Genomic DNA, 17491 nt, shown 5'->3' with positions numbered 1-17491 from the left:
TGTTTTTTTTATTGCCAAAATTTGAACTAACTGAGTTGTTTGAGGTGAGCACATAACAGGTATCTAATAAGTCTCAATTAAAAAAGTATGATCTAAATTTTTATCTGACAAGAGGATATAAAAATTTAAAGCTTATTTTATTGCCGTTATCAGTTTATTAAATAGAACATTTTTCATTATTAATTCGCTGAATGACTGAAACACCTGAAAGTCGACTAGGATAGTAGGATAATTTTTTGTTCTTTTCGGCTTTCATTCATGTCGAATCTTAAAGTGCGAGTTAAAAATGGCAACTGAACCTCTCAACCCTAAACGTCCACTTTATATTCCCTATGCAGGTACTGCATTACTTGAACTCCCATTGCTGAATAAAGGCTCAGCTTTCTCTGTAGAAGAACGTATTCATTTTAATTTACATGGACTTTTGCCCCAAGCGATCGAATCGATTGAGGAACAAAGCCAGCGTTCATATCAGCAATACTGCTCATTCAATGATGCAATCAATAAGCATATTTACCTACGTAACATCCAAGACACCAATGAGACGCTTTTCTATCATTTGATCGAAAATCACTTAAGCGAAATGATGCCGATCATCTATACGCCAACGGTAGGAGAGGCATGTCAGCATTTTTCCAAGATTTATCGCCGTCATCGCGGGGTTTTTATTTCCTATCCGGATCGGGATCATATTGAGCATATCCTACATAATGTAAATCGAAGAAATGTCAAAGTGATCGTGATTACAGATGGAGAGCGCATTCTTGGTTTGGGCGATCAGGGCATTGGTGGAATGGGCATTCCGATTGGAAAGCTGGCTTTATATACGGCCTGCGGAGGTATTAGTCCCGCCTATACTTTACCGATTACTTTGGATGTGGGCACGAACAATGAGCAGCTGTTGAATGATCCGATTTATATGGGATGGCGTCAGCCTCGTATCACCGGTGATGAATATTATGAATTTGTCGAAATGGTGATACAGGCGATTCAGCAAAGATGGCCCGATGCGCTAATTCAATTTGAAGATTTTGCCCAGCACAATGCCATGCCTTTACTGGAAAAATATCGCGATCGAGTATGTTGCTTCAATGACGATATTCAGGGTACGGCAGCTGTGGCAGTAGGCAGTCTGATTGCAGCTTCCTATGCGTCTAATAAGCAACTAAAAGACCAGACCATTGCCTTTTTGGGAGCAGGTTCAGCCGGTTGTGGGATCGCTGAACAGATTGTGGCAAAAATGGTAGCAGAAGGCCTGACTGATGCAGAGGCACGTAAGCGGGTCTTTATGGTGGATCGCTTCGGCCTTATTACCCAGAATCAGCCAAACCTATTAAATTTCCAGAGAAAACTGGCCCAAGAACCAGAAAATATTGCTGAATGGGGAAATGCTGAAGAGATTATTTCTCTATTGGATGTCATCAAATATGCGAAACCCACAGTGTTGATTGGGGTATCTGGACAGCCGGGATTATTTAGCAAAGATGTGATCACGGCAATGGCTGAAAATTGTGAACATCCGATCATCTTTCCTTTATCGAATCCTACTTCTCGCGTAGAAGCTGTTCCAGCCGATATTATTCAATGGACCAATGGAAAAGCTTTGATTGCTACAGGTAGTCCATTTGCACCCGTTAATTATCAAGAACAGATTTATACTATTTCTCAATGCAATAACTCTTATATTTTTCCGGGAATTGGACTAGGCGTGATTGCTTCAGGTGCTACACGTGTTACGGATAATATGCTGATGGCATCAAGTAATGCCTTAGCAGAATGCTCTCCAAAACTTCAGGATCCAACTGCCAACTTGTTGCCAGATCTGGATCAGATCCAGCATATTTCCAAGATTATTGCCTTAAGGGTTGCGCAAGCTGCGATTGATGATGGCGTTGCTCCAAAAGTTGGTTTTGATGTGCTGCAGAAAGCCATTGATACGAATTTCTGGATACCGGGATATCGGGAATATAAGCGTGTGACCTTTTAATATTATTAGGAAAAGGGCGGCCTAATATTAAGTAAAGCAGAGCGATGACATTGTTATTTCTCTGCTTTTTTTGTTTGGGGAAAGCGAAGGTAATCTAAAAATGAAGAAGTTTAACTCACTCAGGCAATATGGATTTATTTTATCAAGTTTTTGAAATTAAATAAAATTTAATAAAAATTCTGTAAATAAAAAAATACTATTTATAAAATAATTAAATATATATATAAGAAAATTTGATTATTTTAAATCTTCCTGTATACTGGCCTTAATTAGAAAAAAGTCTTGTTGCAAAAAATCTTCCTTAAGTATCGTCGTTTTATTCATAATCCTTCGTTTTATCCAGATTTTAAGTTCCATTCTTTATTATTTTCAAAGTTACAACTGGTCATTCAGATGATTAAAAATTAGTAGGTTTTATTATGCCAAACTCAAATATTGTTAAAGGTACTGTAAAGTGGTTCAACGAAACTAAAGGTTTCGGTTTTATTCAACAAGAATCTGGTCCAGATGTTTTTGCTCATTTCAGTGAAATTGCCAGTTCAGGTTTTAAAACCTTAATGGAAGGCCAGCAAGTTGCATTTAGCGTAGTTCAAGGTCAAAAAGGCCCAAATGCTGTAAATATTACTGGGCTATAAGTCTTTAGAATAAAAAAGCACGCATCAGTGCTTTTTTATTGTTTTAAATAAAAGTTAAAAAGCTTTTTCTAGATTGGAAGAAGTATAAAAATAGGATACAAGTTGTTAAAAATTAATGAATTAATTGCAAAATCTAAAAATGGTACAGAAATTATTGTTTCTTTGATTCCCTTGAATAAAATGCAAAATACACGTCAAGGTTTTAAGGAAATTGAAGTAGGTAAAAGAGTGCTGCTTCAATCAGAAATCGAAGTTGACCTGAATCTAGACGGTCGTACATTTTATACATCTTTAAATCAATTATTTAAATTAAATCATAAAGTTATTTAATATTTAAATTATATGTTGGCTAACCAATTTCTAGCCGATCTCTCTCATAATCATTATTAAAGGTTTATTTATGCTTAAGCAAAATATCAGTGTGAAAGATCAATTCGGTGTTCAATACGTGATTCAAGCTACTGTTGACCCTGATTTTGTTCATACCCAATCGGATTCTAACGTCAAACATATTACAATTGAAGGTGAAAATATTCGCCCAAGTTTTGAAATGTTTTTTCAAAGCACCATCAGCGGCAAAATTTTCAAAATTATTTAGTGGTCATGTGACATGACCAAAAGTGAATATAAAAAATCCTAGTCTCTTGCCAGGATTTTGTCTTTGAAATTATAAACTTGATAATTAAACCTATTCATCGTCTTATAAATAAATCCTGAATTAATAAGCATATTTTTAGTTCAAATTTAAATCGACTTAGCCATCATTTCAGTGATCCCTATTTTATATCTTCTACTACTTATGCTTTTAGGTATAAAACTATTATCAACCTATAAAAAATCTAATACACATCAAATCAGAAAGCCAATCAGAGTTAAAACCCGTCAAGGTTATTATAAGTTTCGTTGGTATGAACTTAAGTCATATAAATGACTGAGGATATACAGCGGGTTTAAGGTGGTGAGCAAGGGCAGTTCAGTTTTAGTTTTATCAGGATATTCAGACGCTAAGTATTTAATCTTTTATTTTTGAATATTTAATACTCAATAGATGATCATAAAGTCAGGAGTTTATTCTATGAATAAATGTATAAAATTACTCGCCAAAAAAAAATTAAGTATTACTTTTCTAGAGAGTGCATCAGCAGGTTACCTGGCTTACCGATTTTCCCAAAATAAATATTCGGGTGATATTTTATATGGCGGACTGGTGTGTTATGACATGGGTGTCAAAGAGAATATTTTAAAAATCAAACCTGAATTTATTAAAAAATATACCCCGGAATCTATGGAAGTCACGCAGGAAATGGTCAGAAAAGCCAAGAAAATGTTTTATTCTGATATTTATATTGCCTGTACAGGACTCTTAAAAAGAGGCGGGACAGAAACCAAAGAAAAGCCAGTAGGAACTTTTTTTTATGTGATTTCTTATAAGGATGAGCTCTATAGTTTCCGCTTTCTTTGCAGAGGAAAACCGAGAGAGAAATTAAAAAAACTGGCAAGAAATATCAATCTGAGCTTAATTGAAATCCTTGAGGGCAGTCGAGACAAGAGAAATAAGTAAATCGCTATTTATTTAGCTCTTGATGGTCGCTCATACACTGATCATGAAAATGCTCTGCTATAAAAAAATCCCAGCCGAAGCGGGGATTTTTTTATATTTGATCGATCAATTAATAAGGATAATTAGGGACAGGGCCATGCGTTGGAATGGTGAGCCATTGTCCTGTTGCTAACCGATTTGAACCGCCATCCGGTTGCGCATAGAAATATAAAGGTGCGGTAGGCAGATTAAGCATGGCGACTGAAGCATGTGCAGTTGCAGTGACAGGCAAGCCATAAAGTGCATAAAAATCTTTTAGGTCATAGCCCATGATTTTTGAACTGAGCACATAAATCAGGTCAGGGCGGCTCATGCTTTTCGCATTAAAGGCGCCTAATCCCAGTTTATTCTTATCTGCTTGAGATGCTTTGCTTAAATCAATCTGATTATACAAACGATGTGAAGTATTCAGTAAGCGTATGAACTCAAATACACCCTGAAGATCAGGTCGCGATTTACCTTGATGTAAACGGGTATAGTTCATGGCCATCTGGATATGGAAGGCCTGCATCGATACATGATAGCCATCTTGCCATAAGCGTTTTTCCATTGCGGCACGTTGTGCTTCACCTGATAAACCAAGACTTCGTGTATCCTCTTGATATTGGCATATAAAGTTGGGTGGCGGAAGTTGCTGCCATTACTGTCCTGAGCATATAGATGATATTTACTCATCATGCTTAAACCCGCCAGAATGTTGTTATTACATTCCACTCCGCAGCCAATAGGTTTTCTGGTTTCAGTGGAAGGGAATACCATGGTTAAGACATCCTGAACAGTATTATGTCCCAGTTCATGCACCCAGCCCCAACCGGTATCAATGCCAGTTGACCCATCTGATGGATTTCCTGAGCATAGGAAGCCACAGGCCGCAATCCAGCCCACAAAATGCTGAACATTCGGAGCACGATGAATTATGCCGGTACAATCCCAGCCTAATTTATTACAACGCTGTGCCGTACTGCTATCCAGCGGCATATTGTTATAACCGTTGGCAATGTGGTTACTGTCAAAGATTACGCCCTTAATCTGATCCACATAGGTACGTGCTGATCAATCACAAATGGCTTTTAAGGCATAGTCATTGGTCTGCTGAATTTTACCACCAACGAATTTAAAAGTGTTCCAGCCGAAGTTTCTACTTTGCAGGATGCTGGTGGCTTCGCTAATATCCGCTTCAGTGATCGTTTGAGTAAAATCATAATGTGCATATTTTGCTGCGCCTTTGATTTTTAAGGTCACCACAGAGCCTGCTTTGGCATTGCTGTAATTCAACATCAATGGTCCACCGAACGGGCTGATAAAATCATTGCTTTGAGTGGCGTCTAATTTTACGGTGAAACTGTTTGGTCGGCGAGGACGTTTATAGCCGCCATCATCAAAGGGATTGCCCCAAGCACGTAAATAGCTGGTCTGGACTGAAAGCTGTGTACCTTGAGCATCAACAATCTCAATACTGACAGGTTTGCCCGGAATGCTGGCACGACCAATTGCGGTAATTCCGCTGCCTTGCGGAATGGTCACAGTAATGGTTTCAGCGTGAGCACTGACAGCCATGTTTTGTGCAGAGGCTGGCATATAATCGCCAGCACCATTTGGATTCACCAATGTGGTTTTGCGTTTATAGTCCGTCCAGGAATCACTGGCATAAGTACGCATAAAAGTCAGAGTATCGCCATTTTTCGACAGTCCGCTGTAATTCACGTCTGGACGCCAAAGATCTGCCAATAACACCAAAGCTTTTAAAATCTGATTATTATTTTTTGTGCTGAATGCAGTGATTCCCTGTGCATTCAAATTTTGTAGATTGGTAGAAGCTTTATTGATGGTTTGAATCAACGGATTATTGGCATTTAAATCACCTAGACGTGCTGCACTTGGTGACTTGAAATATTCCAGCATTTGGATCGTACTATCGATGTCATTAGACCTCTTGCGAAAGTATCGTTTTACCTAATTTTTGAATTGGCTAAAACCTTATAAATTGTAGCTTTAGGCTGTTTAAATTTTAACTAACGCAAGAAGTCTATTCACTTTATTCCATTGATCTGTGATGGAACGTCCTGTATTACTGCCTAAAATCATCAGGTCAGCCTCTTTCCAGCAGGTATTGGTTTGATCCAGTACATTACATTGTAGAAAGGTAACTTTAACTCCTAAATGCTGGGCAAAATAATTTTCTATCATGCTCAGGTTAGTTTGTGCCAAGCCATTAACGGTAAGTTTTAGTTCTTGTTTAGGCTGTGTTTGTGTTTTCCCCGTCAAAAGCCAGCGCACGGCCTTTACGGATTTGTGATGCGACTCCCAGACCACAACCTTTATTCGCCTGCTGACTTAAATTCCAGCCGCAGGCTTGATCTGAAACTGCGATGGGCAAAGCTGCACTTAAATCATAAGGATAAAGATTAATTGAAGCAGTTGGCGTAAATTGCAGTTGAGGTTGCAAAACTTTGCCATTTGAACTGGTATAAAGTGAGGTAATTAAACCCTTTTGCCATGTTTGTTGTTACTTGGCGAGCTGTAAGGCCCAGTCTAACAATATAGTGGAATCTTACTGAATCAACGGTCGGGCATCACCTGTACTCAATGCCTTATTAATCCGGGTGGTTGTTGGCGTTTGTGGATTTAAAGGTGGTGTACTGCCATCAGGTGTTTCTACAGGTGAGGGGGATGATTCTTCGTTATCAGATGGATTATTTGTTGATGGTGGATTAACAGCAGAATCTGGTGTTTCTGCAGGAGAAGATGTTCCGCTACTGCCACCTCCACCACAGGCAATCAGACTGCTCGATAGCGATAAGGTCAGTAAGGCTGTTCTCAACCTCAAATAATTTCTTTCCACAATTTTCCCCAAGGTATAACCAAAAAGACGACATTATTTTTAAAGTTGTCGTAAATATCAGATGAGAATTATAGAAGTAAGTAGTGATAAAATAGAACTAATATTTAGTTTAAGTATATGTTTTTTAATAATAAATAATTATTGAAAATAATTTTAAATGTGATGCGGGTTGAGTTAATTTTTATTTGTTTTAATTAGGCCGCAGTTTAAAAATTGCCTCAATCCCAGCTGAAAATTCATGTTCTATCAGTTTTGACTTCGAACTTGAGTAGGGCCAGCGCAATTCTTTCTACATGTTGATAAGCAGGTTGCTCTAATTCTTCACCAAAAATATCCGGATCAATTTCCTCATAAGACCAGTCAATATTTTGATGCTGCTTCATCAAAGCTTCCAGATGCTGCAAGAAACGATTGCCATCCTGACAAATAGTGACGCCAGTATATAAAAATAGACGTCCATCTGGACTGAGTCGCTGTAAACCCTGTTTAATAATCTTAAAAGACAATTCATTGCCATTCAGTTCATTGCCACCATGACGGTATTGCCGTTGATCTGGATCAATTAAATAAGGAGGATTGGCAAAAATCATATCGAACTGGCCTTCAAGACCAGAAAATAAATTACTCTGCACAGGATGAATCGTATCAAAACCTGAAAAATCGATATTAATCTGGCTATAGAGAAGGGCTTTCGGATTCAGATCTGCGACAAAGATTTCCTCATGATCTGGAAAATGTTTAGCCATATGAATTGCAGCAGCAGAAGTACCACAGCATATTTCAGCCGCCCGCTTAAAAGAATTGGCCTGGCAAGATAAATACTGCTTTAAATGATAGGCAAAACGGTAAGTATCAGGACCAAAAAAACAGCGTCCTGTTGGATCGTGGGAAAGGCTGAATGAATAAATAATTCGTCTTCGAGTGATGCGACTCTGACCAGACTTTTATATGCATTATCCTGAACTTCTAGAAGCTGATGTTCTAACAATAATGAAAAAAGAACAGGATCAAGATCGGTAATTGTAAATTCCAGATTCCAGCCAAAGATATCCTGTAGAGTTTTCTGTTTATTTTTCTCGCTTCTTTTGCGATCCAGAATTCGTTGATGGGAAAGTGGCGTAATAGCGGTAAACTGATATTGCTGCTGTTTTAAAAAGTCTAATAAAAAGCGCAGAGCTTGTTGCTGGCTATTTTGAATTTCTAAAATCTGGTTCATTAGATGTGCTCTTCGGTTTATTCAGAATAAATGAAAAGGTGCATACACCTGTTTAATCTATACAAGATAATGACCAGAACAGCCATTCGCTATATTGATTCAATCAAAATGGATCAGCTCAATCTTCGCCCAAAATTTACTGTTGTTCGGTAAAAAACTGATGTGAATTGGTTTAATTTGTATAGCGGTATTTTGAAGTTCAAATCCTTATAAAGAATGAATCACTTTTATTTTTATATGTTTTCTATAAAAATGCCGACTGATCAAAATGATAAGTCGGCATAGACTGAATATAAATAGAAGTTTTAATGAGCAGCTTTTGGTAAATCAAACCAGATCACTTGAGCATCTTCAATTGCTTTAATTTCTGCATCATCCATAAAGGCAATCGCACCACCAGCTTCAACTGTATATTCTGCAATTTGTACTGAGCCAGAAATCACATGTACATAATTGATATGCTGAGTCGCTTTGATGTCCAGACTTTGGCCTTGATGGATCACGGCTGTTTTGACTTCTGCATTTTGACGAATGTGCATGGGTGCATTGTCATTCGGTCCACAGATTAAATGCCATTGATTCGGTTGTTCTTTGGCATCCAGACGAATTTGCTGATAATTCGGCTGAGCATCACGTTCATTCGGAATAATCCAGATTTGCAGGAGATGTACCTGTTCATCACCCTGGTTCATTTCACTATGACGTACACCGGTTCCGGCACTCATCAATTGCCATTCACCTGCTGCAATACCGCCATGATTGCCCATACTGTCCTGATGAGTAATCGTACCTTTCAATACACAGGTCAGAATTTCCATATTGTCATGCGGATGGGTACCAAAGCCCTGATGTGCATCAATCAGATCATCATTAATAACGCGTAATGCACTCACGCCCATATAGTTCGGATTGTACCAGTTGCCAAATGAGAAGCTGTGTTTAGACTCTAGCCAGCCCATTTTTACATGACCACGATTTTCACTTGGATGTAGAAAAGCTTTCATGGATTTATCTCACTTTAATTTTTAACTTGAGATCATCATACCGTTGTTTTAATTCTTAAAAAATCATAAACAGGCGACAGATCATTGCATTTTTGCAACGATACAAAAGGATGTAGGTATAAAAAAAGCCCACTCGTAAGCGGGCTTAGGTATTTAAATAAAGATTATTCAAGGAAACGGACAGTTACACCTGATTTCACTTTACGGCCTAAATCATTCGCATCCCAGTTAGTCAGACGGATACAGCCATGTGACGCAGTTTTAGAGATTGCAGAAGGATTCGGTGTACCGTGAATACCAAATGATTTTTTGCTTAAACCGATCCAGATATTACCTACAGGACCGTTTGGACCAGGTGGTAAAGAAAGTGGTTTCTTGTTATTGCCTTGAACGAAGTTAGATGGCGAGTAGCTATACCATGGGTTTTTCGCTACGCCAGTCACCTTATAAGTTCCTGTTGGCGATGGAGTACTTGAACTACCAATCGTTGCCGGGAAAGAAGCAATCATCTGGTTGCGGCTATTGAACAGATAAAGCTGCTTAGCACCTTTATGCGCCACAATCAAATGAATATCTTCAGGAACTTCATTGCGGATATTGGCAACAATCAGCTTTTCCCCAGCTTTCTTAAAGGTAGCTTTTGGATTTAACTTTTTCAAAAAGTCTTCATCCATATGGAATTTTTCACCCAGCATTTCAGTTACGCGAGTGTAATACAAACCTTTCATTTTTGCCTGTAAGGCATAGTCAGAAGGAATAGATTCGGCATAAGGACCTTTTAGGTCTTCTTCAGTGATGGTGTATTCCACAAAAGCAGGCTTAGAACCCTGTTTAGCCAATAGGGCATCCCAAGTTTCCTGAGTCAACGTACCTGTTGGTTTAATACCATTCATTTGCTGGAAAGATGCGATCGCTTTCAAGGTATTTTTACCGCTAGTACCGTCAATCGCACCTGGAGAAGCATGGGCATTATTCAACATGACATGCGCACGTGCATACACCGGAAATTGACCTTTACCAATATCTTCATACCAGCTTGCATTATTAAGGCCATCTAAAGTCCAAGATGCTTTCGCAGCAGCAGAATTCGTCGGTGCTTTAGTCTTGGTTGAAGCAGCACCGATATCGGCCGTCTGGTCTTCAGTATTTTGTAATACATCTAATGCTTCAGAAGCTTTCTTCAGATCTTGTTGTTCTTGAGCACTAATTCGAGTTTCTGCTTGTGCTGCCGAAGCTTCAGTCGCTAAAGGATCAATCGGATCCTGTACCGCAACATCAGTGACAACTTGGGGATTTAATGGTTGTTCAGCAGTAGACGCAGCGAAAACAGTACCTGCGAAAATGCAACCTAGACTCACAGCGAGCATTGTGCGAACGAACATGTAACTCAACCTTAAAAATATTTCGTTAACTATGTGAAAAAACACTATAAGTATTACAGAAAAAATGTGGAGATGCAGTAGTTCTTTTGTGTAATTCCTCACATTTGATCACTTAACATGATCGGTTTTTAAAGTCATGAGAAGTTATTCAAAATGCAGTCATTTTGTTATGATGTGGGCAATATCAAAGATAGATAGGAAAGTGAATGACGACCTTAAAAAATGATCGTTTTCTGCGCGCATTGTTACGTGAACCTGTAGATACTACCCCTGTATGGATGATGCGTCAGGCAGGCCGTTATTTACCAGAATATCGAGAAACACGTGCCAAAGCAGGGGATTTCCTTTCTCTTTGCAAAAATACTGACTTTGCCTGTGAAGTGACTTTGCAGCCTTTACGCCGTTATGAGCTGGATGCGGCCATTTTATTTTCGGACATTCTGACTGTTCCGGATGCTTTAGGTCTGGGTCTTTATTTTGAAGCAGGTGAAGGTCCGAAATTCCACAAAACTGTGCGGACTGAACAGGATGTGGCTAATTTACCCAAATTTAATGCCAAGTCTGACCTTGATTATGTAATGAATGCAGTATCGACCATTCGTTCGGCTTTGGGTGGGCAAGTACCATTGATCGGCTTCTCCGGCAGCCCGTGGACCTTGGCGACGTATATGGTTGAAGGGGGTTCGAGTAAAGACTTCCGTTTCACTAAAAACATGATGTACGCACAGCCAGAAGTTCTGCATGCTTTATTAGAGCGTTTGGCAGATGCCGTAACCGAATATTTAAATGCCCAGATTGATGCCGGTGCTCAGGCGGTACAGATCTTTGATAGCTGGGGCGGGGCACTTGCTCATCGTGAATATATTGAATTCTCACTTAATTATATGCAAAAAATTGTGGCAGGTTTGCAACGTGAAAAAGATGGTCGCAAGATTCCAGTGATTCTGTTTACCAAAGGTGGCGGTCAATGGCTAGAGCCAATGGTTGCGACCGGTGCAGATGCCTTTGGCCTGGACTGGACCACACCGCTCAATGTTGCACGCCAGACTGTTGCAGGTCGTGCTGCGTTACAAGGCAACCTGGATCCAGCGACTTTATATGGCACTCCGGACGCGATTGCTAAAGCAACCAAGCTGATGCTGCATGATGCCTATGCCAACGGTGAAAAAACTGGCTATGTAGCCAACTTAGGTCATGGCATTACCCAGTGGGTGGATCCAGCCAATCCTAAAGTATTTATTGATACCGTACATGAGTACAGCGCTAAATATCTTTAGGATGTAAACGTTGATCGACTTTTTTAAATCAGGGTTTGAATTTACCTATAAGGCAGCTTCGGCTGCCTTATTTGGGATTCTGCTCCTTCTTGCTTTTGCACAAACCGCATCTATGGGTAGTGAACTGTTTTACGGTTTCTACCGCTATGACTATTTATTATTTTTCGCTTTACTGATTCAGGTGATATTGCTCTATACCAAACTAGAATCCTGGGCTGAAGCCAAAGTAATTGCCTTGTTCCATATCATGGCGATGGTCATGGAAATTTTCCTGACCCATCCGGCGATTGCATCCTGGCAATATCCGCAACCTGCAATTTTTAAAATACTGACTGTGCCTTTATTTGCCGGTTTTATGTATTCGGCTGTCGGCAGTTTTTTCGCACGTTCCTTACGCTTATACCAAGTCTCATTTGAAAAATTGCCGCGCTTTAGCCATATGCTGGCTTTGGCAGTCTTGTCCTACATCAACTTCATGAGCAAATTCTTCATTCCGGACTATCGCTTGCTGTTATTTGTCTGGAGTGTAGTGATGTTCTGGAAAACCAAAATCCGATTTCAGTTGAATCAGCACGCTTTTCAGCTGCCGATGTTACCTGTCCTGTTGATTTTGGCCTTTATTATCTGGGTGGCTGAGAATATCAGTACCTTTTATCAGATCTGGCTATATCCAAGCCAGGTAGAAAAATGGCATATGGTCGGTTGGGGCAAGCTCGGTTCCTGGTATTTACTTTTATTGCTCAGTCTGGTGCTGGTATTAAAGATTCTAGGACAGCGTAATTCTCAAGGTAACTGGAGCCTAAAAAACCGGTAAAACTATTCTGTTTATGTTTATGTAAATTGGACATTTTTTTCATTGCGCCAAATTAGACTTCCCGCTACTCTCCTGAATGTGTAATGAAGATTACATCATTAGCGTAATAACAAAAGATGCATGAGAATAACCGGAGAATAAGTATGTTAAAAAAGATTATGCTCGCTGTGGTATTGGCAACGGGTTCTGGTATGGCGATGGCGGATAGAGATGTAGGTTGTGGTATTGGTAGCCAGGTATGGGCAGGCCAGTCAGGCATTATTCCTAAGCTGCTTGCAGGTACAACAAACGTGCTGTTCACTAACCAGTGGCTAGGTATTACTTTCGGTACTTTAGGATGTAGCCAGGGCGGTACAGTAACGGCTCAAGTTGTGACTTTTACCAATGAAAATGCTGAGGCATTGGCACGTGATATGGCCGTAGGTGAAGGTGAAAGCCTGAATGTACTGGCTGAACTGCTAAATATCAAGGCAGAAGACAAAGCACGTTTCTTCACTGTATCTAAGCAGAATTTTTCTGAAATCTATTCAGAAGAAAACCAGAATACTTTACAAGTGTTAAGTACTCTACAAACAGTCATGGCTAAAGATGAAGTATTAAAAGCTTATATCTAAGTATCGCTGTAAAAACCCTGCTGTCCTGGCAGGGTTTTCTTATAAATAAAAATTGAAAAGAACCGTAGACTGAATGAAATATGCTGTTTTGCTCTCAGCCTTGCTGTGGAGTCCGCTAAGTTTTGCATCCGAAATTTCTCCAGATATTCAAGCTTATCTAGAACAAGCCACACAAAAAAAATTGCACCAGACTTCGACCTGGCAGCGTTTGATGTATGCCAATGCTGAAGGAAAAAGTGAAGTCAGTTATGCAGGCTATTTTCTGGCAAAGCAGGGCAAGACAGACCTGCAACTTGAATTGGAGCAAAATATACAGGCATTGTTTGAGCCTGCAGAACCCAATCAGTCTGTACGATGTAAATTCCCGGCACGTAGTCAATGGTTAATGCAACAGCTGAATATTTCTGAACAGCAACTGCCTGAAGCGAGTTGCCCGGATTTTGATCGCTGGATGAATGAAGTCAAGCCTTATCAGGCGACCCTGATTTATGCCACCGATTATATGGGTAATCCCAGCTCCATGTTTGGTCATACTTTGCTGCGTCTGGATCCCAAAGACCAACAGCAACTGAATCTGGTTTCTTATGCAGTCAATTATGCTGCCACAGTCGACAGCAATGATAACTGGTCCTTTGCCTGGAAAGGGCTGACCGGCCAATATCCGGGTGAATATTCCTTGATGCCGTATTACCGCAAAGTCAAGGAATATGGTGACTTTGAAAGCCGTGATTTATGGGAATATGAACTTAATCTGACGCCTGAAGAAACCGGATTTTTGGTGAAGCATCTCTGGGAAATGCAGCAGGTAAGTTTCCCTTATTATTTCATTAATGATAACTGTGCCTATCGTCTACTAGGGCTTTTTGATCTGGTGCGTCCTGAACTGAACTTGCAGCAGCAATTCGATACCGCCGCGATTCCGGTCGAAACTTTAAAAGTTGTGGAACAGCAGGGACTGATCAGGAAGAAGACTTACCGTCCGGCCCTGGAAACTCAATTGCTGGCTCAAGCCCGGCAACATGGCAAATCCTTGGCAAAAACTGCGCATCAGGTAGCGTATGCAGAAACCTCTGAAATGGAAGCCAGGCTGCAAAGTTATCCGGCTGAAGATCAGGCCAAGATTCTGGAAATGGCCTACGACCATTTATATCTGGATTTTCTTCGTCAAGAAGTAGATGAATCTTTTGCCCAGCCACGCTTTCGCAAATTATTGGGCCTAAGAAGTCAGTTGGCGATAGACAAACAGCGTCAGCAGCCAGAGCGTCCAAAAATAGATCCGGTTCAAAGCCATCATGCCCGAAATATCGTTCTTGAAACTGGGCAAGTACAGGGTGAGACTTTTGTGCAGCTTGGTCATCGTCAGGCTTATCATGACCTTATGGACCCGCAAGGCGGGCTGCGTACAGGAACCCAATTATTATTCCTGGATGGTTCATTGCAATACCGTGATGACCGCGTGAAGCTGGAGCACCTGGATCTACTGACAGTAAATTCCTATAACCCAATTAATGCATTTAAAGCACCGTTATCTTGGGGCTTTAATTTAGGCTGGAAACAGGAAACACTAGATCAGCATGGCCAGTTTAGTACCGAGCAGCAGCATGGTGTAGCCAATTTTCAGGTTCGGGGTGGCTATAGCTGGGCAAATGAAGCACTTGAACATCTCTGCTATGTGCAGCTACAAAATCATGTACAGGCCGGAAAAGCGCTAGACAAAGGATGGCGTATTGGTATGGGGCCAACGGTGGGTTGTCAGAATATCTGGACGGATCAGATCAATAGCCTAGTACAGGTGGAATTACCGTATTGGGAAGACTCCCATCAGTGGCAGCTGAAATTAAAAAGCCAGTTGCAATATGCATGGAATGCACAAAATGCCATTCGGGTGAGCTGGGAATATCAGCAACAGGACTCGAAAGACTGGGAAAAATGGAGTCTGGGCTTAGTCCATTATTTTTAATTTGGCTAACACAACATCGAATATTGAGTAAATAAAGTTTATAGATCAAATGACTTGTATTTGAATGTTTAAAATAAATTCATGTTCGGAGACTTCTACCGATATTATCAAAGATTGTATTCAGTAATTGGGTTAAAATGCCTGAATATTGTTGTATTTTTCACATAATATCACTGAAAATCGCAAAGTATCGGGAAAAGTTATATGAATAATGAGTGTATGGCTATGCTGGCGGAGCAGTGGAAGCAGATCTGTCAAAATTATTCATCGGATGATTTGCTACACGCATTTCAGTTTATTCAAGACCACTCGTCGGTACTGGTAGAAGAATTCTATAAAAATATGCTTCTGGAAGAAGAAGCCTCTCAATATTTTACTGATGAGCTGATTCAGCAGCGTTTACGCGATACTTTACATCAATGGCTTTCAGAAAGTTTCAGTGTGGCGCTGAATAAGCGTTATGCAGAAGCCGTGCAAAAACAGAATATCGTTGGACATGTGCATGCACGCGTTGGGATTCCATCCTGGCTGATTATGCGCGGTGTACGAGAAATTCAGCGCAAAATGTTTGAATTGCTGAGTTTAAATCCGCAGCCGAACATGCTTACTACCTGTAGCTATATTGTACAAATCATGGGATTTGCCACAGAAATTATGTGTCGTTCCTATGAGGCAAAATCAGTCCAGAATCAGGAAATGAAGCACAGTTACCGGGTATTTTCTGCAATGCAGGATGTCGCGGTACAAAAAGATAAGCAGCGCAGTTCATTGCTGGATTGGGAAAATGAGCTGATGTTCAAGGTCTTTTCTGGCACTACAGGCATTAGACATCAAATGCTGTCCAAGTCAGAATTTGGCTTATGGTTTATTCATAAAGCGTCTTATGCCTTTACCGGTTCTGATCAGGTCGATTTAATTATCGAGCGAATTTATCAGATCGATACGCTAAATCAGGCAGTGCTGAAATGTACTGAAAAAGATCAGATGCTGAATCTGATTCAAAGTATTCGTGATTTAAACCGTGAAATACAGCACCTGGTCGATCAATTATTCCAGGTTGCAGATTATATCGAATCTGGAAATGACTCGTTAACCCAGTTATTGAATCGCCGTTATTTAAATACCATTATTTCACGTGAAATCAATTTCTCTCGTGATAACCAGACACCATTATCCTTGCTAGCGATTGATGCCGATTTCTTCAAAGCCATTAATGATAAATATGGTCATGCAGCTGGCGATCTGGCCTTAAAGTTTATTGCGGATGCCCTACAGAAATACATTCAGGGTAGTGACTATGCATTCCGTGTCGGTGGTGAGGAATTCCTGCTGCTGCTGGTCGATTCCGATGAAAGACGCGCGCTGAACATTGCTGAAAATATCCGTAAATATGTAGAGCATGGCTTGATCAATACGGTTCAAGGACAGCAATTCAGACTCACAGTCAGTATTGGCTGTGCGTTATTTGATGGTCATCCGGATTACCAAAGATTTCTGGATGCCGCAGATGCTGCATTGTATATGGCTAAAAATACGGGGCGTAACCGGGTCTATCTGGCGCAACCTTCTCAAATTCAGGGCGCACAAAAAGCGTCTGTCTAATTTAAAATTTGCTGCTGAATCGCAGCCTGAAATTGCTGTTTTTGCCGCACATATTCGGGATGGATTTTGGCTTCATCCCATTTTTGTTTAAATATTTTGGCTGCAGCAGCTTTAACCGGATCTTCAGAACTGCGCGGCAATTCCTCACGCCCATGTGCACCACTTAAGCCCTTTTTATCATCTGGAACCGGGCCATCGTATTTTTTGCCGCCTTTATGATTGGCATAACGCCGGGCGCGGGTATAACCCATTTGTAAAAACTTGCGTGCCATATCAGCCCCGACGAAATCTTCCTGTTTTAAATATTCCAGAAATAGAGCATAAATTTTTTTACTACTGACTTGGGCTTTTTCAGCATCTGCAAAACGCCAGTGGGGCAGGATTTCCGACTTATAAGGTTCTACTAAAAGCACGCCTTGCTCACCGCGTCCAATCCGGTATAAGTCCGGACGTTTACGGAAATCAATTTTCTTAAAATCCAGACTATAGTCAAAACTATTTGAATGAACACGTGAAGGGCGTTTAGGCGGATCAAGCTGCTTTTTACTCATGGCTGTT

General features: G+C 40.3%; 19 protein-coding genes and 1 pseudogene. 10 read left to right on the top strand and 10 right to left on the bottom strand.

Features of this window, described 5'->3' with window-relative positions; all coding sequences use genetic code 11:
• Positions 1 to 286: 286 nt before the first annotated feature.
• The 5 genes from C3F22_RS09125 (at position 287) to C3F22_RS09105 (ending at position 4183) form a co-directional block, all read left to right on the top strand.
• Positions 287 to 1987 carry an NAD-dependent malic enzyme gene (locus C3F22_RS09125; protein ID WP_104426370.1) on the top strand — a complete coding sequence of 567 codons (1701 nt, stop codon included), beginning with the start codon at positions 287 to 289 and terminating at the stop codon, positions 1985 to 1987.
• Positions 1988 to 2406: 419 nt separating this feature from the next.
• Complete coding sequence (locus C3F22_RS09120) at positions 2407 to 2622, top strand: cold-shock protein (RefSeq protein WP_104426369.1); 216 nt, start codon at positions 2407 to 2409, stop codon at positions 2620 to 2622.
• 102 nt (positions 2623 to 2724) lie between these two features.
• Complete coding sequence (locus C3F22_RS09115; RefSeq protein ID WP_104426368.1) at positions 2725 to 2952, top strand: hypothetical protein; 228 nt, start codon at positions 2725 to 2727, stop codon at positions 2950 to 2952.
• Between the two features lie 70 nt (positions 2953 to 3022).
• Positions 3023 to 3220: a hypothetical protein gene (locus C3F22_RS09110; RefSeq protein WP_104426367.1), complete on the top strand. Its 198-nt coding sequence runs from the start codon at positions 3023 to 3025 to the stop codon at positions 3218 to 3220.
• A gap of 477 nt (positions 3221 to 3697) precedes the next feature.
• Positions 3698 to 4183, top strand: coding sequence for a CinA family protein (locus C3F22_RS09105; protein WP_104426366.1), 486 nt, complete (start codon positions 3698 to 3700; stop codon positions 4181 to 4183).
• A gap of 109 nt (positions 4184 to 4292) precedes the next feature.
• Here the strand turns inward: C3F22_RS09105 and C3F22_RS18555 are convergent, their stop codons facing one another.
• The 9 genes and pseudogenes from C3F22_RS18555 to C3F22_RS09070 form a co-directional block, all read right to left on the bottom strand.
• Positions 4293 to 4772, bottom strand: a complete 480-nt coding sequence (locus tag C3F22_RS18555) for a hypothetical protein (protein WP_228203531.1) — start codon at positions 4770 to 4772, stop codon at positions 4293 to 4295.
• Entirely contained in the window at positions 4703 to 5260 is a 558-nt protein-coding gene (locus C3F22_RS18550; protein ID WP_228203530.1) for a hypothetical protein, read from the bottom strand. The genes C3F22_RS18555 and C3F22_RS18550 overlap by 70 nt, the downstream gene beginning before the upstream one ends.
• A gap of 15 nt (positions 5261 to 5275) precedes the next feature.
• Positions 5276 to 6124, bottom strand: coding sequence for an ImpA family metalloprotease (locus C3F22_RS18545; RefSeq protein WP_265735201.1), 849 nt, complete (start codon positions 6122 to 6124; stop codon positions 5276 to 5278).
• Between the two features lie 99 nt (positions 6125 to 6223).
• Positions 6224 to 6487: a hypothetical protein gene (locus C3F22_RS09095; RefSeq protein ID WP_158651676.1), complete on the bottom strand. Its 264-nt coding sequence runs from the start codon at positions 6485 to 6487 to the stop codon at positions 6224 to 6226.
• On the bottom strand, positions 6459 to 6668 hold the full coding sequence (locus tag C3F22_RS09090; protein WP_104426364.1) for a hypothetical protein: 210 nt from the start codon (positions 6666 to 6668) through the stop codon (positions 6459 to 6461). Before C3F22_RS09090 ends, C3F22_RS09095 begins: the two co-directional genes overlap by 29 nt.
• 105 nt (positions 6669 to 6773) lie before the next feature.
• A complete protein-coding gene (locus C3F22_RS18270; RefSeq protein WP_158651675.1) occupies positions 6774 to 7064 on the bottom strand; it encodes a hypothetical protein in 291 nt (96 codons plus the stop codon).
• A gap of 236 nt (positions 7065 to 7300) precedes the next feature.
• A pseudogene (locus C3F22_RS09080) lies at positions 7301 to 8280 on the bottom strand (methyltransferase).
• A 305-nt stretch (positions 8281 to 8585) separates the two neighbouring features.
• Positions 8586 to 9284, bottom strand: coding sequence for a pirin family protein (locus C3F22_RS09075; RefSeq protein ID WP_104426362.1), 699 nt, complete (start codon positions 9282 to 9284; stop codon positions 8586 to 8588).
• 164 nt (positions 9285 to 9448) lie between these two features.
• Positions 9449 to 10666 carry a L,D-transpeptidase family protein gene (locus C3F22_RS09070; RefSeq protein WP_104426361.1) on the bottom strand — a complete coding sequence of 406 codons (1218 nt, stop codon included), beginning with the start codon at positions 10664 to 10666 and terminating at the stop codon, positions 9449 to 9451.
• A 206-nt stretch (positions 10667 to 10872) separates the two neighbouring features.
• Here C3F22_RS09070 and hemE point away from each other — a divergent pair, with 206 nt between their 5' ends.
• The 5 genes from hemE (at position 10873) to C3F22_RS09045 (ending at position 16933) form a co-directional block, all read left to right on the top strand.
• The gene (gene hemE, locus C3F22_RS09065) at positions 10873 to 11943 is read left to right on the top strand and encodes a uroporphyrinogen decarboxylase (protein ID WP_104426360.1); all 1071 of its coding nucleotides are present in this window, start codon (positions 10873 to 10875) and stop codon (positions 11941 to 11943) included.
• Between the two features lie 10 nt (positions 11944 to 11953).
• Positions 11954 to 12757, top strand: coding sequence for a DUF817 family protein (locus C3F22_RS09060; protein WP_104426359.1), 804 nt, complete (start codon positions 11954 to 11956; stop codon positions 12755 to 12757).
• A gap of 143 nt (positions 12758 to 12900) precedes the next feature.
• The gene (locus C3F22_RS09055) at positions 12901 to 13371 is read left to right on the top strand and encodes a DUF3015 family protein (protein WP_004782788.1); all 471 of its coding nucleotides are present in this window, start codon (positions 12901 to 12903) and stop codon (positions 13369 to 13371) included.
• Positions 13372 to 13444: 73 nt separating this feature from the next.
• The gene (locus tag C3F22_RS09050) at positions 13445 to 15331 is read left to right on the top strand and encodes a DUF4105 domain-containing protein (RefSeq protein WP_104426358.1); all 1887 of its coding nucleotides are present in this window, start codon (positions 13445 to 13447) and stop codon (positions 15329 to 15331) included.
• Between the two features lie 204 nt (positions 15332 to 15535).
• Entirely contained in the window at positions 15536 to 16933 is a 1398-nt protein-coding gene (locus tag C3F22_RS09045; protein WP_104426357.1) for a diguanylate cyclase, read from the top strand.
• Here the strand turns inward: C3F22_RS09045 and C3F22_RS09040 are convergent.
• Positions 16930 to 17484, bottom strand: a complete 555-nt coding sequence (locus C3F22_RS09040; RefSeq protein WP_005234845.1) for a DUF4385 domain-containing protein — start codon at positions 17482 to 17484, stop codon at positions 16930 to 16932. The genes C3F22_RS09045 and C3F22_RS09040 overlap by 4 nt on opposite strands.
• Positions 17485 to 17491 lie beyond the last annotated feature (7 nt).

The sequence above is a fragment of the Acinetobacter sp. ACNIH1 genome (assembly GCF_002934695.1).
Classification (GTDB): domain Bacteria; phylum Pseudomonadota; class Gammaproteobacteria; order Pseudomonadales; family Moraxellaceae; genus Acinetobacter; species Acinetobacter variabilis.
The sequence above is the reverse complement of the archived record's forward strand: the minus strand, read 5'-3'. Positions and strand labels throughout refer to the sequence as shown.

Bases quoted from the DNA above. Each gene is read 5' to 3' on its own strand.
- C3F22_RS09125 (WP_104426370.1), top strand. From the start codon at position 287: ATGGCAACTGAACCTCTCAACCCTAAACGTCCACTTTATATTCCCTAT.
- C3F22_RS09120 (WP_104426369.1), top strand. From the start codon at position 2,407: ATGCCAAACTCAAATATTGTTAAAGGTACTGTAAAGTGGTTCAACGAA.
- C3F22_RS09110 (WP_104426367.1), top strand. From the start codon at position 3,023: ATGCTTAAGCAAAATATCAGTGTGAAAGATCAATTCGGTGTTCAATAC.
- C3F22_RS09105 (WP_104426366.1), top strand. From the start codon at position 3,698: ATGAATAAATGTATAAAATTACTCGCCAAAAAAAAATTAAGTATTACT.
- C3F22_RS18555 (WP_228203531.1), bottom strand. From the start codon at position 4,772: ATGGAAAAACGCTTATGGCAAGATGGCTATCATGTATCGATGCAGGCC.
- C3F22_RS18545 (WP_265735201.1), bottom strand. From the start codon at position 6,124: ATGCTGGAATATTTCAAGTCACCAAGTGCAGCACGTCTAGGTGATTTA.
- C3F22_RS09075 (WP_104426362.1), bottom strand. From the start codon at position 9,284: ATGAAAGCTTTTCTACATCCAAGTGAAAATCGTGGTCATGTAAAAATG.
- C3F22_RS09070 (WP_104426361.1), bottom strand. From the start codon at position 10,666: ATGTTCGTTCGCACAATGCTCGCTGTGAGTCTAGGTTGCATTTTCGCA.
- hemE (WP_104426360.1), top strand. From the start codon at position 10,873: ATGACGACCTTAAAAAATGATCGTTTTCTGCGCGCATTGTTACGTGAA.
- C3F22_RS09055 (WP_004782788.1), top strand. From the start codon at position 12,901: ATGTTAAAAAAGATTATGCTCGCTGTGGTATTGGCAACGGGTTCTGGT.
- C3F22_RS09050 (WP_104426358.1), top strand. From the start codon at position 13,445: ATGAAATATGCTGTTTTGCTCTCAGCCTTGCTGTGGAGTCCGCTAAGT.
- C3F22_RS09045 (WP_104426357.1), top strand. From the start codon at position 15,536: ATGAATAATGAGTGTATGGCTATGCTGGCGGAGCAGTGGAAGCAGATC.
- C3F22_RS09040 (WP_005234845.1), bottom strand. From the start codon at position 17,484: ATGAGTAAAAAGCAGCTTGATCCGCCTAAACGCCCTTCACGTGTTCAT.